The following is a 16,047-nucleotide window of genomic DNA, read 5'->3' as shown; positions in this document are numbered from 1 at the left end:
CGTTTACGATTCTCGATTCCCCGTTCCCGATTCCCGGCGGTCATCAACGGATATTGATGATGGTCTGCGTGACCTGATCCTGGGTCGAGATCATCTGCGAGTTGGCCTGGAAGTTGCGCTGCGCGACGATCATGTTGACCAGCTGCTCGGTGAGGTCGACGGTGGAGGCTTCGAGCGCGCCGGACTGGATGCTGCCGAAGTCGGACGTCGCCGGCGCGCCGGTACGTGCGCTCCCGGACGAGGAGCTCTCGGCCCAGACGTTGTCGCCCAGCGAGCTCAGCCCCTGCGGATTGACGAAGTTGGTCATCGCCACCTGGCCCAGCGCCTTGTCGGCGTTGTTGGAGTAGCGCGCGTAGACCACGCCGCTGGCGTCGATGCTGATCGAGTTGAGCTTGCCGCTGGCGTAGCCGTCCTGGCTGGTATTGCGCAGCGCGAACGCCTCGCCGTACTGGGTCGAGCCGCTCACGTCCAGGGTCAGGTTGAGGGTGCCGGCGCCGGTGCTGGGGGTGAACGTGCTCAAGACGATCTTGCCGTCGGAGGGGCTGGTCAGGGCGCCGTTGCCGTCGAACTGCAGCGTGCTCGCGCTGCCGACCGCGGTGCCATCGACATAGTTGTGCACCTGCCACTCGTTGGCATTGGCGGTCTTGACGAAATACGAGGTCTGGGTGTGGCTGACGCCCAGCGAATCGTAGACGGTGATGCCGCCGGTGGAGTGGTTGTAGCTGTTGGCGTCGGTCGGATCGAAGGTGGTCACGGTCGGCGTGGTGGCATTGCCCGGCAGGGTGAACATCAGATTCACCGTGCTGGTCTGCTTCGGCGCGCTGTCGGTGGTCAGCAGTTGCAGATCGCTCAACGTGCCGACCGCGAAGCCGTTGCCGTTGGCCGCCGGCGGGAACACCTGCAGCTTGGCGCCCTGTGGATTGACCACGTAGCCATCGGCGTCGGTCTGGAAGTTGCCGGCGCGCGAATAGACCTTGGCGCCATTGTTGGTCAGGGTGAAGAAGCCGTCGCCGGAGATCGCCAGGTCCAGGTTGCGCCCGGTCGGGTCGACGTTGCCCTGCGAGAACTGCTGGGCGACGTTGCTGACCCGCACGCCGGCGCCGATCGCATTGCGCGCCAGGCCGTAGCCGGTGGCCGAGAACAGGTCGGCGAACTCGGCGCGCGACTCCTTGAAGCCGGTGGTGTTGACGTTGGCGATGTTGTTGGCGGTGACGTTGAGGTCGGAGTTGGCCGCTTTGATACCGGACAGCGAAGTATTGAAACCCATGATGGACTCCTGTGGATTGGCCGGCTCAGCTGACGCGGAGCACGTTGGCGAGCGGGGCGGTGCCCAGCCCGGTCAGGTCGAGGTAGATGCCGTCCGAGCCGATGGTGGCGCTCTCGACCGGGGCCTGGACGTAGGTGGACAGCGAGGTGTTGGTGCCGCTGCTGTCGGTATGCGTGGCGGTGACGCCGTAGGTGCCGGCCGGCATGCGATTGCCGGCGGTGTCGGTGCCGTCCCAACTGAAATTGACTTCGCCGGCCTTGCTGGCGCTGACGCTGATCTGCTTGACCGCGTTGCCGTTGGCATCGGTGACGGTGAGGTTGACGATGCCGGCGCTGGGCGCGGCGACCACGCCGGTGGTACCGCCTTCGCTGCCCAGCGGCATCGTCGCCGACGGCACCAGCACCTTGTGTCCGACCAACTGGGCGCCGCGCAGGATCTGGTCGGTGCTCATCGAACTGGACAGGGCGGTCACGGTCTTGTTGAGATCGCCGATGCCCTGCACGGTGGACAGTTGCGCCATCTGCGAGACCATCTGGCTGTTGTCCATCGGTTTGAGCGGGTCCTGGTGCTGCAACTGCTCGGTCATCAGCTTCAGGAAATCGGCCTGGCTCAGCGACGACGACGTGTTGGTGGTCTTGCTGGCGCTGGAGGCGGTCAATCCGAGGCTGGAATAGATGTCGCTGGAGACGGTACTCATCGGTAGTCCTAGGCCGTTAGGCGGCGGGAGGGAGGGCGCTTAGCGGCCCATGGAGATGGTGGCCAACGCCAGTTCCTTGGCGGTGTTGAGGACTTCCACGCCCGCCTGGTAATTGCGCGAGGCGGAGATCAGGTTGACCATCTGCGACACCGGGTCCACGTCCGGCGAGTAGATGTAGCCGTCGGCATCGGCGAGCGGATGGCCGGGTTCGTAGCGTTTGATCGGCGGATCCTTGCTCTGGGTGATTTCCTTGACGTTGACCGCGGTCAGGCTGCTGTCGTGCGGGTTGCGCACCGCCTGGAAGATCGGCTCGATCGGCTTGTAGGCCGCTGCGGCCGACCCGGCCACCGAATCGGCGTTGGCCAGGTTGCTGGCGATGGTGCTCAGTCGCACCGACTGCGCCTGCAGCGCGGAGCCGGCGACGTCGAAAATCGGCAGATTGCTCATGCTTATTGGCCTGTGATCGCGGTGAGCATGCTGCGCACCTTGGATTCGACGAAGCTCAGCGAGGCGCGGTATTCCAGCGCGGCGCGGCCGTAGGCGGCGCGTTCGGTGTCCGCATCGACGGTGTTGCCGTCGAGGCTGGGCTGGTTGGCCTCGCGGGTGACCTGGAACGGATTGAGCCCGGTGCTGCCGCCGACCGCGATGTGGCGGCTGTCGGTGACCTGCAGCTGGCTGCCGTCGCGCTGGCCCTGCGCGGCGCGCATCGCCGCGTCGAAATCCAGGTCCTGCGCCTTGTAGCCGGGCGTGTCGACATTGCTGAGGTTGCTGGCGATCAGCTTCATCCGTTGCTCGCGCAGCGGCAGGGCGTCGCCGTGGACACCTAGGTAGGATGAAATCAGATTGGGCATGGCGCGCTCCCGCGGTTCGTTGCAGGAGTACAGGCAAAGTCTGTGCCAGAACCGGGGTGTGCGCGCCGTGCGGCGCGGTGGGGCGGCCTTCGCCATTGCGGCGGAAGGCGTGCTGCTGGGCGCCCGGCGTCGCGCCGGGGCCGCGAAACGCTAGGCGGCCTGGGCCTCGGCGACCACCCGCAGCCGCGCCAGCACGTAATCGGCCAGTTCGTGCGGGCTGTACTTGGCGACGAAGGCGTTGGCGCCGACGCGCTCGACCATGGCGTTGTTGAACACCCCCGACAGCGAGGTGTGCAGCAGCACGTACAGGCCGGCCAGGCCGGGGTGGCGCCGGATTTCCGTCGTCAGCGTGTAGCCGTCCATCGCCGGCATCTCGATGTCGGAGATCACCATGGCGTAGCGGTCGGCCGGATTCTCGCCGCCGGCGTGGATCTGCAGGAGATGGTCCAGGGCCTGGCGGCCGTCGGACAGCAGGGTGGCGCCGACCCCTAGCTGGTCGAGCACGCTGCGGATCTGCTGCCGCGCCACGCGCGAGTCGTCCACCACCAGCACCTGCAGCTGCGCGCCGGTGAGCGCCAGCGCCGGGTCGATCAGCGCCTCGGTGCGGTTCTGGGCGATGTCGGCCAGCACGCTTTCCACGTCGATGACCTGGATCAGCTCGCCCTGGAAGCGGGTCACCGCGGTCAGGTAGCTGGATTCGGCGCCCAGTTCCGGCGGCGGATGGATGTCCTCCACCGCGATGTTGACGATGCGCTCCACGCCGCTGACCAGGAAGCCCTGCACCGAGCGGTTGAACTCGGTGACCACCAGGTAGCCGGGCGCCTTGTCGGCGTGCGTCTCGCGTTCCGGATGGCCGATCGCCAGGCCCAGGTCGAGCACCGGTACCGAACGGCCGCGCACATCGGCGACCCCGGAGAATTGCAGTGGCAGCCCCGGCACCTGGAACAGCTCCGGCCGGCGCAGCACTTCCTGCACCTTGAAGACGTTCACGCCAAAAAGCTGACGGCCGCCCAGCCGGAACAGCAGCAGGGCAAGCCGATTGTGGCCCGCCAAGCGGGTGCGCTGGTCGATTCGGTTGAGCAGGTCATGAGACATGGGGTTCATATCGGCGCACTCGCCGCGGAACTTGAGGCCGCGCTGTCGCCGCCAGGCCTGGAGTTCGGCACAGGCTTTGCATGCCAGTGGCGACACCTTCATGGAGAGACGGCCATGCGCCTGACCCTGTTAGTGGTCCTGCTGGCGGCGACGCCGGCCTGGGCCGCGGAATTCCAATCGGTGGATTCGATCCGCGCCGCGGCGCTGTCCACTCTTGGCGCCGATGCCGAAGCCGAGGCCACTCTGGACCCGTCGGTCCGCGTGCCGCTGTGCCCGGTGTCGCTGCAGGCGCAGCCGACAGGAACCACGACAGTGGAAGTGAGTTGCCCGCGCGAGGCCGGCTGGCGCCTGTTCGTGCCGGTCAAGGTGCGGCGCCTGCAGGACGTGCTGGTGCTGGGCCGTGGCCTGGCCGCTGGAGAAACCGTGGGGGCGGCCGATATGGTGATCGAGAAGCGCGACGCGGCGCGCATCGTCGGTGCGGCAATGACCGATCCGGCCGCGGCGATCGGCAGGGTGGTGCGGCGTACGTTGCCGGCCGGCACCCTGTTGTCGGCCAGTGATCTGGTCGCGCAGCGGCTGGTGCGGCGCGGCGACAATGTGGCGCTGGTGGCGCGCAACGGGGCGCTGGAAGTGCGCATGGCGGGGCGCGCGCTCAGCGACGGTGGCGAGAACGAGCGGGTGACCGTCGAAAACCTGTCGTCTCGTCGCGTCGTTCAGGGAACCGTGTCACAAAATGGCGACGTTTTTGTGACGCGCTGAGATCTGGCCTAAAGTTCGTCGGTGTAGGGCCGTTACCTACACCGAACCCGTAGCAGGATTTCGTCATGAGCCAGAAAATTGAGGGGAATTTGCCGGCCCAGGCCACCCTTCGTACTTCGACCGTCAACACCAAGGCCGCCTCCGGCGCGTCCGAGGACGGCCAGACGAGTGCGGTGGCCGCCACGGCCGCGACCGACAGTCTGCGCCTGACCGGCGAAGCGTCCGGGCTGCAAAGCCTGCAGCGCCAGCTGGCGGCGGCACCGGCGGTGGACAGCAACCGCGTCGAGTCGGTGCGCAGCGCGCTGCAGAGCGGCAGCTACAAGGTCAACCCGGACGTCATCGCCAGCCGCATGCTGCAGATGGACCAGCAGCTCAGCGCATGAACACGACCGTGACCAACCCCTTGCAGCAGCTCAGCGACGCGCTCGCCGGCGAACGGCAGGCCTTGTTGGATCACAACGTGGAAGGGCTGATGCGGGCGACCGGCGACAAGCTGGCCGCGCTGCGGGCGCTGGAGGCCGACGTGCCGGCCGGTGCCGAGGCCGAATCGCTGTTGCGCGAGCTGGCAGACGCCAACCGCGCCAACGGCGCGTTGCTGTCGCGGCGGCGGCGCGAAGTCAACTGGGCGCTGCGGCACCTGGGCCGCAGCGAGAGCGCGTCGTCCTACGATGCCAACGGCCAGTCCAGCACCTTGCGGATGAGCCGCCCGCTGGCGATCGCCTGAGAACGCCAATCGCGTCACTGCATGCCGGCCAAGTGCCGGCGTCCACGCACCTGGCGATGGCATCGGCGTATATTGAGCGTCCGCTCGTTACCCGCTGCCTTCCGTGAATTTTGCCGATCCCGATTACACCGAGACGGTGCCGTTGCCTTCGCGCAAGAGCCTGCTCGCGCTGAGCGAGCTGATCGACGAAGGACTGGTGCTGTTCCGCGCCGACGGCCGCCTGCTGCTGGCCAACAGTGCCGCACGCGGCCACCTGTGCAATGCCGAGATCTCCGACGATTGCGCCCTGGGCGAACGCCTGGCGCAGTGGCTGCCCAGCGATGCGCTGTCGCAGGCGCGCAGCACCGGCCGCTGGAGCGGCAGCTTGCCGACCGAAGAACACGTGGTGCTGGCGCATCTGTATTTCCATGCCGACGGCGACGACGGCCACTTTCTGGTGCTGATCCAGGGCATCGAAGGCCAGCAGGACTACGAACAGGAACTGCAGCAGCGCCACGCCGAGCTGCGCCAGGCCTATCTGCGCCTCAACGGCGCGCAGGAAAAACTGCTGCAGTCGGAAAAGATGGCTTCGATCGGCCAGCTCGCCGCCGGCGTCGCCCACGAGATCAACAATCCGATCGGCTATGTGCATTCCAACCTGGGCAGCCTGCAGGAATACCTGCGAAGCCTGTTCACCCTGATCGAGGCCTACGAGCGCGCCTTGCGCGCGCCCGATCCGAAGACGCTGATCCCGGAGATCGACGACATCCGCAACCGTTTCGACATCGATTTCATCAGCCGCGACCTGCCGCAGCTGATGGCCGAGTCGCGCGAAGGCATCGAGCGGGTGACGCGCATCGTGCGCGACCTGAAGGACTTCTCGTACTCAGGCCGCGAGGAATCGTGGAAGCTGGTGGACCTGCATTCCGGGCTCGAGTCCACGATCAACATCATCTGGAACGAGCTCAAGTACAAGGTCACCCTGGACCGCCACTACGGCAACCTGCCGCTGGTCGAGTGCCTGCCGTCCGAGCTCAACCAGGTGTACATGAACCTGCTGCTCAACGCCGGCCAGGCGATCGGCGAGCGCGGTACCATCGTGGTCAGCACCGGCCAGGACGGCGAGGAGGTGTGGATCGAGTTCAAGGACTCCGGCGCCGGCATTCCGGCGGACCTGCTGCAGCGCATCTTCGACCCGTTCTTCACCACCAAGCCGGTCGGCAGCGGCACCGGCCTGGGCCTGTCGATCTCCTACGGCATCATCAACAAGCACCACGGCCGCATCGACGTGAGCAGCAGCGTCGGCGAGGGCTCCACGTTCCGGATCGTGATTCCGGTGCGACAGCCGAAGTGAAGCCGGGACTCGGGACTGGGGACCCGGGACTCGCAAAAAAGCGCAGGATCGGCACCGCTTTTCGCCGTTGCTTTTGACTTTCCGGGTCCCGAGTCCCGGGTCCCCGGTCCCGGCTCAACCTCACATCTGCCCATCCCGCCGCTGTTCGTCATGCGTGCGGAACGCCTGGCGGATGTGTTCGCGCAGTTCGTCGTCGTTCCAGGGCTTGGTCAGGAAGCGGTAGATCGCGCCGCGGTTGATCGCGTCGGTGACGGTGGCCAGGTCGGTGTAGCCGGACAGCACCAGGCGGATGGTGTCGGGGTAGAGCATCTTCACCCGGCCCAGGAACTCGGTGCCGCTCATGTCGGACATGCGCTGGTCGGACAGGATCACCTGCACGTCGTTGGTGGCCAGCAGGTCGAAGGCGTCGCGCACGTTGCCGGCGGCGAGGATGCGGTAGCCGTCGCGGCGGAACAGGCGCACCAGCGAGCGCAGCACGTTTTCCTCGTCGTCGAGCAGCAGCAGGGTGCGGTCCGGGCGGGTCTCGGTGAACGACTCCGGGCGCAGGTAACGCCGGCGCAACGCCATGCCCGCGGCCTCGGCCGACATCGGCTCGCCGAACAGGTAGCCCTGGAAGATGTCGCAGTCGTTGCGGCGCAGGAAGCCCAGCTGCGCCTGCGATTCGACGCCGTTGGCGATCACCACCATGCCCAGCTGGTGGCCCATGGCGATGATGGCGCGGGCGATCGCCGCCTCGCGGTTGCCGGCCGGCGCGCTCTTGATGAAGCTGCGGTCGATCTTCAGCTTGTCCACCGGATAGCGCACCAGCGCGCTGAGGCTGGAATCGCCGGTGCCGAAGTTGTCCAGGCTCAGGCTGATGCCTTCGCGGCACAGGTTGGCCAGGGTCTCGTGGACGAAGTTGACGTTGTTGGTCAGCGCGCTTTCGTTGATCTCCAGCACCATCATCTGCGGCGGCACGCCGGCGGCCTGCAGCGCCGACATCACTTCGTTGAAGAAGGTCGGGCGCAGCAGCTGCAGGGTGGAGACGTTGACCGCGATGGTGAAGTCGTCGAAGCCCTGGTCGCGCCACAGCCGCGCCTGGCGCAGCGCGCCCTCCATCACCCAGGTGCCGATCTGCACGATCACGCCCAGCCGCTCGGCGGTACGCATGAACCGTTCCGGCACCAGGATGCCCAGCGTCGGCGACTGCCAGCGCAGCAGCGATTCCATACCGACCACGCGGCCGTCGCGGGCGCTGACCATCGGCTGGTAGCGCAGGCGCAGCTCGCCGTTGGGGATCGCATCGACGATCTGCCGCGAGATGATGCTCTCGCTGTGCGCGCTGGGCGGGCCGTCGGCCGCGTACAGGCGCACCATGTTGCCGCCTTCGCGCGCGGCCTGGTAGACCGCGTCCTCGGCGTAGTCGAGCAGCGTGGACAGCCGCGTGGAGTGTTCCGGGCACAGGCTCACGCCGATCTTGCCGGTCATGAACAAGGTGTACGGCAGCACCGACAGCGGCAGTTCGATCTGCTGCCGCACCTCTTCGGCGAAAGCCTCCGGCGGCGGCACGTCGGCGGTGCGCGGCACCGCCATGACCAGTTCGTCGCTGCCGTGGCGCCACAGCAGGCCGCGCCCGCGCAGATGCGCCTGCAGCCGCTGCGCCAGCAGCGCCAGCGCGTGGTCGCCCACTTCCGCGCTCATGTTCTCGTTGATCGAAGCGAAGTGGTCGATGTCGATGTGCAGCAGCATCACTCCCGGTCCGCCGGCCAGCGCCTCGGCGATCATGCCGGTCAACGCCGGGTGGCCTGCGCCCAGGCGCGACGGGAGTTCGTCGTCTGGCGGCACGGGGACAGCGGGATTCCACATCGTTTCAGGGTCCAGGTGGGTGCGTTGGCGTCGCCGCGGTCGTGTAGGGCAGGCACAGCGTCACCCGCGTGCCGGCACCGGGCGCGGTGTCGATCTGCAGGGTACCGCCTGCGCTCTGCGCGCGCTCGCGCATCACGATCAGGCCCAGGCCGCGCGGCCCGGTCGGATCGAACCCGTCGCCGTCGTCGACCACCTCCAGGCGCAGCTGCCGGTGCTGCTCGTCGCTCAGCGCCATGCGCACCTCGCCGGCGCAGGCGTGGCGCAGCGCGTTGGTCAGGCTCTCCTGGGCGATGCGGAAGCAGGCCTGTTCGACCTCGCCGCTGGGCCGCGCGGGCAGGGTGGCGATGTCCAGCTGCAGGCGCACCGGCGAGGCGCGGAACAGCATGCCGGCCTGCCAGCGCAGCGCCGCCTCCAGGCCGAGCGCGTCCAGTTGCGGCGGACGCAGCAGGGTGGACAGGTTGCGCAGCTTGGTGATGCTGCTGTCGGCGAGCTGCACGATCTCGTCGAGGTCTTCGCGGCGGCGCTCGGCATCGGCTTCGTCCAGCGCCGCGTGCGCGGACAGCTTCATCGCGGTGATCGCCTGGCCGATGTCGTCGTGCAGGTCGCGCGAGATCGCGCGGCGCTCGTCCTCCTGCAGCGAGAACAGCCGCCGCGCCATCGCCTGCAGTTCGCGGTTGCTCAGCGCCAGCGCGTCGCGCATGCGCTCGGGCTCGCTGAGGTCGCGCACGATCAGCAGCTTGCAGTCGCGGCCGCTGTAGCGCACCTTGCCGAACGACAGCCCGGCGTGGAACAGCGAGCCATCGCGGCGGCGCATGCGCGCGGCGGCGCCGCGCTCGCCCTTGTCGCCGGCATCGCGCATCTGCTCGCGCACCTGCTGCAGGTCGCTGGGATAGACCAGGCCCTGCAGCGGCTCGCCGAGCAGGTTCTCGCCCTCGTAGCCGAATTGCCCGGCGCAGGCGGCGTTGGCGTACAGCACGTGTTCCTGGTGCAGGATCGCCACCCCGTCGGGCAGCACCCGCACCAGTTCGCGGAACTGTTCCTCGCGTTCGTGCAGCAGGCGCCGCGAACGTTCGTGCTCGGTCACGTCCTGCAGGGTGCCGCGCACGCAGGCCGCGCCGTCGTCGTCGTTGGCCGATTCGGCGCGCAGGTGCAGCATCCGCGCCTGGCCGTCGGCGGCCAGCACCGGCAGCAGCATGTCCAGCTGCACCGGCGCGGCGCCGCACAGGTCTTCGAGCATGCGCTGGATGCGCGCCTGCGACGCCAGGTCGGCGGGCACCAGCAGTTCTTCCAGGCGATGCTGGCGCGGCTGCTCCGGCGCGCGCCGGCCGAGCATCCGGTAGACCTGGTCGGAATAGCGGCCCAGGCCGCTGGCCGGGTCCAGTTGCCAGGAGCCGAGACGGGCGATCGCCTGCGCCTCCTCCAGCCGCAGCAACGCCTGGTCGCGGCGCTGCTGCGCCTCGTGCTCGGCGCTGCGGTCGCTGATCACCACCAGCCGCGCGCTGCGGCCGCGGTAGTCCAGGCCGGTGCTGCGCGCCTCGGCCATGCGCTGGCTGCCGTCGCGCAGGCACAGCGGCTCGGCCACCACGCAGACCTTGGACGGCGTGTCGCGGATCGCCTGGATCACTTCGCTCATGCGTTCGGCGGCGCCTGCCGGCCACAGCCGGCCCAGGTCCAGCCCGATGAAGATGTCGTGCGGCCAGCCGAAAAAGGCGATCGCGGCCGGATTGACGTCCACCACCCGCAGCGTTTCCGGATCGTAGACCAGCATCGGGCTGGGATTGGCCTGGAACATCTGCCGGTAGCCGGCCTCGGACAGCGCCAGCTGCGCGTGCACCTGCACCGCGCCGCGCACCAGCGGGCGCAGCAGGCAGTACAGGGCGATGGCGGTCAACAGCAGGAACACCGCATCGTTGACCAGTTGCAGCGTGGCCAGCGTATGCGTGTCGTCTACGAATCGAACCAGCAGCAGATCGCTGCCCAGCGACCAGACCAGGCCGACCAGCAGGTAAGACAGCGCGGTTCGCCAGATCCCCCGGTCCAGCCGCTGCGCCAGACGCATGCCCGAGGACGGGGAGGTCGGGGAAGGATCGCGTTGTGGTTGCATGCCCGACAGCCTGATGCGGCGGTATTTGTCCGCCGCCATCTTACCGGCAAGCGCCCGTTGCGGCCCACCGCGGCCGGCGCCGCGGCCGGCCGGGCGCTCAATTAATGCCGCCAGGTGCCGTTATCACCTTCGTCCGCCAGCACCAGCGCGGCAGAAACGGAGCACCTCGGCGTGGATCAAGGCGTCATCGCAAGCTTGCTGCAGCATCCGCTCACCTCGGCCGTTGTCCTGTTGGACGCCGAAGGGCGGCCGCTGGCCGCGAACCGGGCCGCGCAGGCGCTGGAGCTGCCGCGTACGGTGGAGGCCTATGCCGAGCTGATGCGCGACGTGCGCGAGCGCCTGCTCAACGGCGAAAGCATGCTCGCCTGCGCGCTGCCCGGCACCGCCGGGCGGCGCCTGGACGGGTGGCTGCGGGCGGTGCGCGACGACGCCGGCGCGCTGTTGGCGTATACCCTGAGCGTGCCCGAGCCGGTCGGCAGCGACGGCGCCACGCGCTGGGAGATCGCCCTGGACAGCGCCGAACACGGCCTGTGGGACTGGGACATCCCCAGCGACAGGATCTTCCGTTCCGAGCGCTGGAAGCAGATGCTCGGCTACGAAGGCAACGCGCCGGACTACGGACTCAACGCGCTGCTGCCGTTGGTCCACAATGACGACCAGGCGCGCCTGCGCGAGGCGATCCGCGCCCATTTCGAAGGTCGCAACGCGACCTATGTGTGCGAATTCAGGCTGCGCCAGCAGGACGGCCAGTGGCGCTGGATCCTGGACCGCGGCCGCATCGTCGCCCGCACCGCCGACGGCAGCCCGCTGCGCATGGTCGGCACGCATACCGACATCCACGAACAGAAGCTGCTGGAGCAGCGCCTGCGCGACCAGCAGACCCTGCTGCGCGAGGCGCAGCGCATGACCAGCATGGGCAGCTGGTCGTGGGATCCGCTGCAGAACCGGATCTGGTGGTCGCGCGAGTTCCTGCGCGTGACCGGCCTGGCCGAGGATCAGGTGCCGAGCAGCCGCGGCTGGCTGCGCCTGCTCAGCCGCGAGTCGGCGGCGCAGGTGATCTCCACCTGGCGGCGCATGCAGCGCGACGGCAAGCAGGCCAATTTCGAGGTGGAGCTGGTACGCGGCAGCGAGGCGCCGCTGCACCTGCGGGTGTGGGCACAACCGCAGCTGGAAGCGGACGGCGCCGTCCAGCGCGTGCTCGGCCAGGTGCAGAACATCACCGAGCAGCGCCAGACCGACGCGCTGATCCGCTGGCGCACCGAACTGCTCAACCGCGTCTCCGCGCTGGGCAAGATCGGCGGCTGCGAGATCGAGGTCGGCACCCGGCGCATGCAATGGACCGAGGAGTGCTACCGCATCCACGGCCTGCGCAAGGAAAACATCGACCTGGACCAGGCGCTGGCGCTGTACACCCTGGACTCGCGCGACGCGTTCGAAACGGCGCTGGCGCGGATCGCCCACGGCGGCCTGCCCGAGCAGCTGGACCTGTGCTTCCACCGGCCTTCCGGGCACCGGGTATGGGTGCAGGTGCTGATCGAACTGGACGACCGCGACGGCCTGCCGCCGCGTTTCGTGGTGCTGTTCCGCGACATCAGCCGCGAACGCGAGGCCAGCGAGCGCATCGAACTGCTGGCCCACTACGACCTGTTGACCGGCCTGCCGAACCGGCAACTGCTGCGCGAGCAGGCGGAAGCGGCGATGCACGACGCGGTGCAGCGCGGCAGCACCCTGGCGATGCTGTTCGTCGACCTGGACGGGTTCAAGAGCATCAACGATTCCTTCGGCCACGCCACCGGCGATGCGCTGCTGAAGCTGGCGGCCACGCGCATGCACCAGCAATTGCGCACCAGCGACCTGTTCGGGCGCTTCAGCGGCGACGAGTTCCTGGTGGTGCTGCGCGACCTGGCCGAGCCGGGCGATGCCGGCCATGTGGCGCGCAAGCTGATCGCGGCGCTGGCCGAGCCGCTGCACAACGGCGAGAACGTGATCAAGATCGGCGCCAGCATCGGCATTGCCTTGATGGAGGACGGGCGCCGCGACTTCGACAGCCTGCTGCGCGCCGCCGATGCGGCGATGTACGCGGCCAAGGAATCCGGACGCAACACCTGCCACTACTACAGCCAGGACGTGCTGCTGCGCGCGCAGCGGCGCCTGGAGATCGAGCATGCGCTGCATGGCGCGCTGGACCGCGAGGAATTCTCGCTGGTGTACCAGCCGCTGGTGCACGCGGCCGGCGAACGCGCGCCGGCGGTGGAGGCGCTGCTGCGTTGGCACCGCCCCGGCCACGGCCATTGCAATCCGGCCGAGTTCATCCCCATCGCCGAGGAATGCGGCGAGATCGTGCGCCTGGGCGACTGGGTGATCAACGAGGCCTGCCGCCAGGCCGCGGCCTGGGACGCGGCGGGGTTGAGCTTCGACCGCGTGTCGGTCAACGTCTCGGCGATGCAGCTGCGCGACCGCGGCTTCGCCGAGCGGGTGATCGAGCTGTGCCAGCGCAACGGCTGGTCGCCGAAGCGGCTGGAGCTGGAGTTGACCGAATCGGCGCTGATCCGCGACACCGAGTCGCTGCGCCGCTGCTTCGAACTGTTCGAGCAGGAAGGCGTGCTGCTGGCGGTGGACGACTTCGGCACCGGCTTCTCCAACCTGCATTACCTCAACCGCTTTCCGGTGCAGCGGTTGAAGATCGACCGCAGCTTCGTGCAGGACATGCTCACCGACAGCGGCACCGCCAAGGTCACCCAGGCGATCGTGCAACTCGGCCATGCGCTGGGCATGCAGGTGGTGGCCGAGGGCGTGGAGACGGTGCAGGAAGAGGCGCTGCTGCGCGAGCAGGGCTGCGACGAGATCCAGGGCTATCTGCACTCGCGGCCGCTGCCGCCGCGCGAACTGGCGGCGTGGTTGCGCGCGCGCCAGAGCCAGGCGCCAGCGACGCTGCCGCGGCTGGTGCTTGCTGGTCAGTGAACGCGTGTTGCAGCTGCCCGCGAGACGCTGTTGCGGTGCCGCGGTTGCTGGCTATACTTCGCGCCCACCGTTCCCGGCCAGAGGCCACTTCCTTGGACAGTCATCCTAGACCGACGCTGCAGCTGTTGAGCTGACAGGACCGCCAAGGCCCGGGTTCGTCCCGGATGGGTCCCGTCCGCTCAGGACGGGATCGTTCGCCAGCGCCGCACCGGCGCTGGCAAGACACTCCCGCAGTACGCAAGCCCGATCCGCGAGGACCCCGAGCGTGACCCCTGGCGTTTCCGTATTCCGGAGCCGCCCATGCCTCTGTCGTTGTCGCTGTTGCCATGCGTTGTGTAGGCGCTGCAGGCTGTCCGTGCGTGCGCCGGAATCGGTCCGTGGCCCGCCCGCCGGTCGCGCCGACGGCAAACGGATCCGGCTGGGCGCGTGCCGCGGCGAACCCGGCGCGCCCCTGGCCCTGGCCGACGCCGGCGCGCATGCCGCGATCGATGCCGCAGCACAGCGCAGCCCGAAGGCGGCGCAGCAGCGGCTGACGCCTGGCTTACATATTCGCTTGCCACACTGAGCGATCGTCCGCGCCTGTTTCCCTCATTCCCTACCACCCGTGCGGCACCGCTGGCGCCGCCGTCCTGCCGGAACCTTCCCATGGTGCTATTCCCCCGCGAGCGCAACGCGCCCGGCACTGTCGCCGCACGCCCCGGCGTGCTGCCCAATTTCCACGATCTGGCGGTGTTCGTGTTGTTGCTGGCGCTGGGCGTGCTGCTGTTGCACGGCGCCGCCGACATGCGCGCGCCGCTGCCGGCGCCGGGCACCGAAGCGCTCTCGCTGGATCTGCGCCAGTTGCCCGAATACGGCCTGCGCACCACCTTGCGCATGTTCGCGGCGATGGCGGCCTCGCTCATGTTCACCTTCGTCGTGGCGACCCTGGCGGCCAAGAGCCGCCGCGCCGAGCGGCTGATCGTGCCGGCGCTGGACATCCTGCAGTCGGTGCCGGTGCTGGGCTTCCTGACCTTCACCGTGACCTTCTTCCTGGGCCTGTTTCCCGGCCGCCAGATCGGCGCGGAACTGGCCTCGATCTTCGCCATCTTCACCAGCCAGGCCTGGAACATGGCGTACTCGTTCTACCAGTCGCTGCGCAACGTGCCGCGCGACCTGGACGAGGTCACGCGCGGCTTCGGCCTGTCGTCGTGGCAGCGCTTCTGGCGGCTGGAAGCGCCGTATGCGACGCCGTCGCTGATCTGGAACATGATGATGTCGATGTCCGGCGGCTGGTTCTTCGTGGTCGCCTCCGAGGCGATCACGGTCGGCGACCACACCCTGGAACTGCCCGGCATCGGCTCCTACCTGGCGTTGGCGATCGCGCAGCGCAATTTCGCCGCGGTCGGCTGGGCGGTGCTGGCGATGGGCGTGCTGATCGTGCTGTACGACCAGTTGCTGTTCCGCCCCATCGTCGCCTGGTCGGACAAGTTCCGCGCCGAACTCACCGCCTCGCAGGACAAGCCGCAATCGTGGCTGTACGACCTGCTGCGGCGCACCCGCCTGGCCAAGCGCCTGGTCGCGCCGCTGGCCTGGATCTGGCAGCGCACCTTGCTGCTGCGCTGGGCGCCGCGGCGCCCGCGTCCGGCGGCGGCGCCCGCGCCGGACGCCAGCGGCAACGTCTGGGGCGACCGGCTATGGAGCGCGGCGCTGGCGATCGCGGGACTGGCCGCGGCCTGGTTCGCGTTCGATTACGGCCGCCAGCACCTGCGCCTGCACGACCTGGCCGAGGCGTTCGGCGGCGGCCTGGCCACGCTGCTGCGGGTGGTGGTGCTGATCGCGCTGGCCAGCGTGGTGTGGGTGCCGATCGGGGTGTGGATCGGACTGCGCCCGAAGGTGGCGCAGCGGGTGCAGCCGCTGGCGCAGTTCCTGGCCGCGTTCCCGGCCAACGTGCTGTTCCCGTTCGCGGTGCTGGCGATCGTCGCCACCGGCGCCAATCCGAACATCTGGCTGTCGCCGCTGATGATCCTGGGCACGCAGTGGTACATCCTGTTCAACGTGATCGCCGGCGCCAGCGCGTTTCCCACCGACCTGCGCGAGGCGGCCACGGTCTACCAGCTGCGCTCGTGGACCTGGTGGCGGCGGGTGATCCTGCCGGGCATCTTCCCGTACTACATCACCGGCGCGCTGACCGCCTCCGGCGGCTCGTGGAACGCCAGCATCGTCGCCGAACTCGCCAGCTGGGGCGACACCCAGGTGCAGGCCTACGGGCTCGGCGCCTACATCGCCCGCGCCACCGCCGCCGGCGATGGCGCGCGGGTGCTGCTCGGGGTGGCGGTGATGTCGCTGTTCGTGACCGTCTTCAACCGCGCGGTGTGGCGGCGCCTGTACGCCTTCGCCGAGCGCCGCCTGCGCTTCGACTGACCATCCTTGGA

At 68.7% G+C, this 16,047-nt stretch carries 13 protein-coding genes; 6 read left to right on the top strand and 7 right to left on the bottom strand.

Annotation, left to right across the window (positions count from 1 at the left end):
• Positions 1–43: 43 nt before the first annotated feature.
• The 5 genes from flgE to NRY95_11540 form a co-directional block, all read right to left on the bottom strand.
• Positions 44–1,267 carry a flagellar hook protein FlgE gene (flgE, locus tag NRY95_11560; GenBank protein UYC14395.1) on the bottom strand — a complete coding sequence of 408 codons (1,224 nt, stop codon included), beginning with the start codon at positions 1,265–1,267 and terminating at the stop codon, positions 44–46.
• A gap of 25 nt (positions 1,268–1,292) precedes the next feature.
• The gene (gene flgD / locus NRY95_11555) at positions 1,293–1,964 is read right to left on the bottom strand and encodes a flagellar hook assembly protein FlgD (protein UYC14394.1); all 672 of its coding nucleotides are present in this window, start codon (positions 1,962–1,964) and stop codon (positions 1,293–1,295) included.
• A 39-nt stretch (positions 1,965–2,003) separates the two neighbouring features.
• Entirely contained in the window at positions 2,004–2,411 is a 408-nt protein-coding gene (gene flgC / locus NRY95_11550; GenBank protein ID UYC14393.1) for a flagellar basal body rod protein FlgC, read from the bottom strand.
• Between the two features lie 2 nt (positions 2,412–2,413).
• A complete protein-coding gene (gene flgB / locus NRY95_11545) occupies positions 2,414–2,815 on the bottom strand; it encodes a flagellar basal body rod protein FlgB (GenBank protein ID UYC14392.1) in 402 nt (133 codons plus the stop codon).
• Positions 2,816–2,965: 150 nt separating this feature from the next.
• On the bottom strand, positions 2,966–3,910 hold the full coding sequence (locus tag NRY95_11540) for a chemotaxis protein (protein ID UYC14391.1): 945 nt from the start codon (positions 3,908–3,910) through the stop codon (positions 2,966–2,968).
• A 114-nt stretch (positions 3,911–4,024) separates the two neighbouring features.
• On the opposite strand from NRY95_11540, the gene flgA reads away from it, so the two are divergent.
• From flgA to NRY95_11520, 4 genes are all read left to right on the top strand, one after another.
• Positions 4,025–4,669 carry a flagellar basal body P-ring formation chaperone FlgA gene (gene flgA / locus NRY95_11535; protein UYC14390.1) on the top strand — a complete coding sequence of 215 codons (645 nt, stop codon included), beginning with the start codon at positions 4,025–4,027 and terminating at the stop codon, positions 4,667–4,669.
• Positions 4,670–4,734: 65 nt separating this feature from the next.
• The gene (gene flgM / locus NRY95_11530) at positions 4,735–5,052 is read left to right on the top strand and encodes a flagellar biosynthesis anti-sigma factor FlgM (GenBank protein UYC14389.1); all 318 of its coding nucleotides are present in this window, start codon (positions 4,735–4,737) and stop codon (positions 5,050–5,052) included.
• Positions 5,049–5,393: a flagellar protein FlgN gene (locus NRY95_11525; protein UYC14388.1), complete on the top strand. Its 345-nt coding sequence runs from the start codon at positions 5,049–5,051 to the stop codon at positions 5,391–5,393. The genes flgM and NRY95_11525 overlap by 4 nt, the downstream gene beginning before the upstream one ends.
• A 136-nt stretch (positions 5,394–5,529) precedes the next feature.
• Positions 5,530–6,726: an ATP-binding protein gene (locus NRY95_11520; GenBank protein ID UYC18569.1), complete on the top strand. Its 1,197-nt coding sequence runs from the start codon at positions 5,530–5,532 to the stop codon at positions 6,724–6,726.
• A 120-nt stretch (positions 6,727–6,846) separates the two neighbouring features.
• Here the strand turns inward: NRY95_11520 and NRY95_11515 are convergent, their stop codons facing one another.
• Positions 6,847–8,571, bottom strand: a complete 1,725-nt coding sequence (locus NRY95_11515; GenBank protein UYC14387.1) for an EAL domain-containing protein — start codon at positions 8,569–8,571, stop codon at positions 6,847–6,849.
• A 4-nt stretch (positions 8,572–8,575) separates the two neighbouring features.
• Positions 8,576–10,675 (bottom strand): PAS domain S-box protein, encoded by a 2,100-nt coding sequence (locus NRY95_11510; GenBank protein ID UYC14386.1) that lies wholly within the window; start codon positions 10,673–10,675, stop codon positions 8,576–8,578.
• A gap of 171 nt (positions 10,676–10,846) precedes the next feature.
• Between NRY95_11510 and NRY95_11505 the strand changes: the two genes are divergently transcribed.
• On the top strand, positions 10,847–13,636 hold the full coding sequence (locus NRY95_11505) for an EAL domain-containing protein (protein UYC14385.1): 2,790 nt from the start codon (positions 10,847–10,849) through the stop codon (positions 13,634–13,636).
• Positions 13,637–14,281: 645 nt separating this feature from the next.
• Positions 14,282–16,036: an ABC transporter permease subunit gene (locus NRY95_11500; GenBank protein UYC14384.1), complete on the top strand. Its 1,755-nt coding sequence runs from the start codon at positions 14,282–14,284 to the stop codon at positions 16,034–16,036.
• Positions 16,037–16,047: the final 11 nt, after the last annotated feature.

Origin of the sequence: Xanthomonas campestris pv. phormiicola (assembly GCA_025666215.1) — a bacterium.
GTDB lineage: Bacteria > Pseudomonadota > Gammaproteobacteria > Xanthomonadales > Xanthomonadaceae > Xanthomonas_A > Xanthomonas_A campestris_A.
This window is presented reverse-complemented; position numbering and strand designations above follow the sequence as displayed.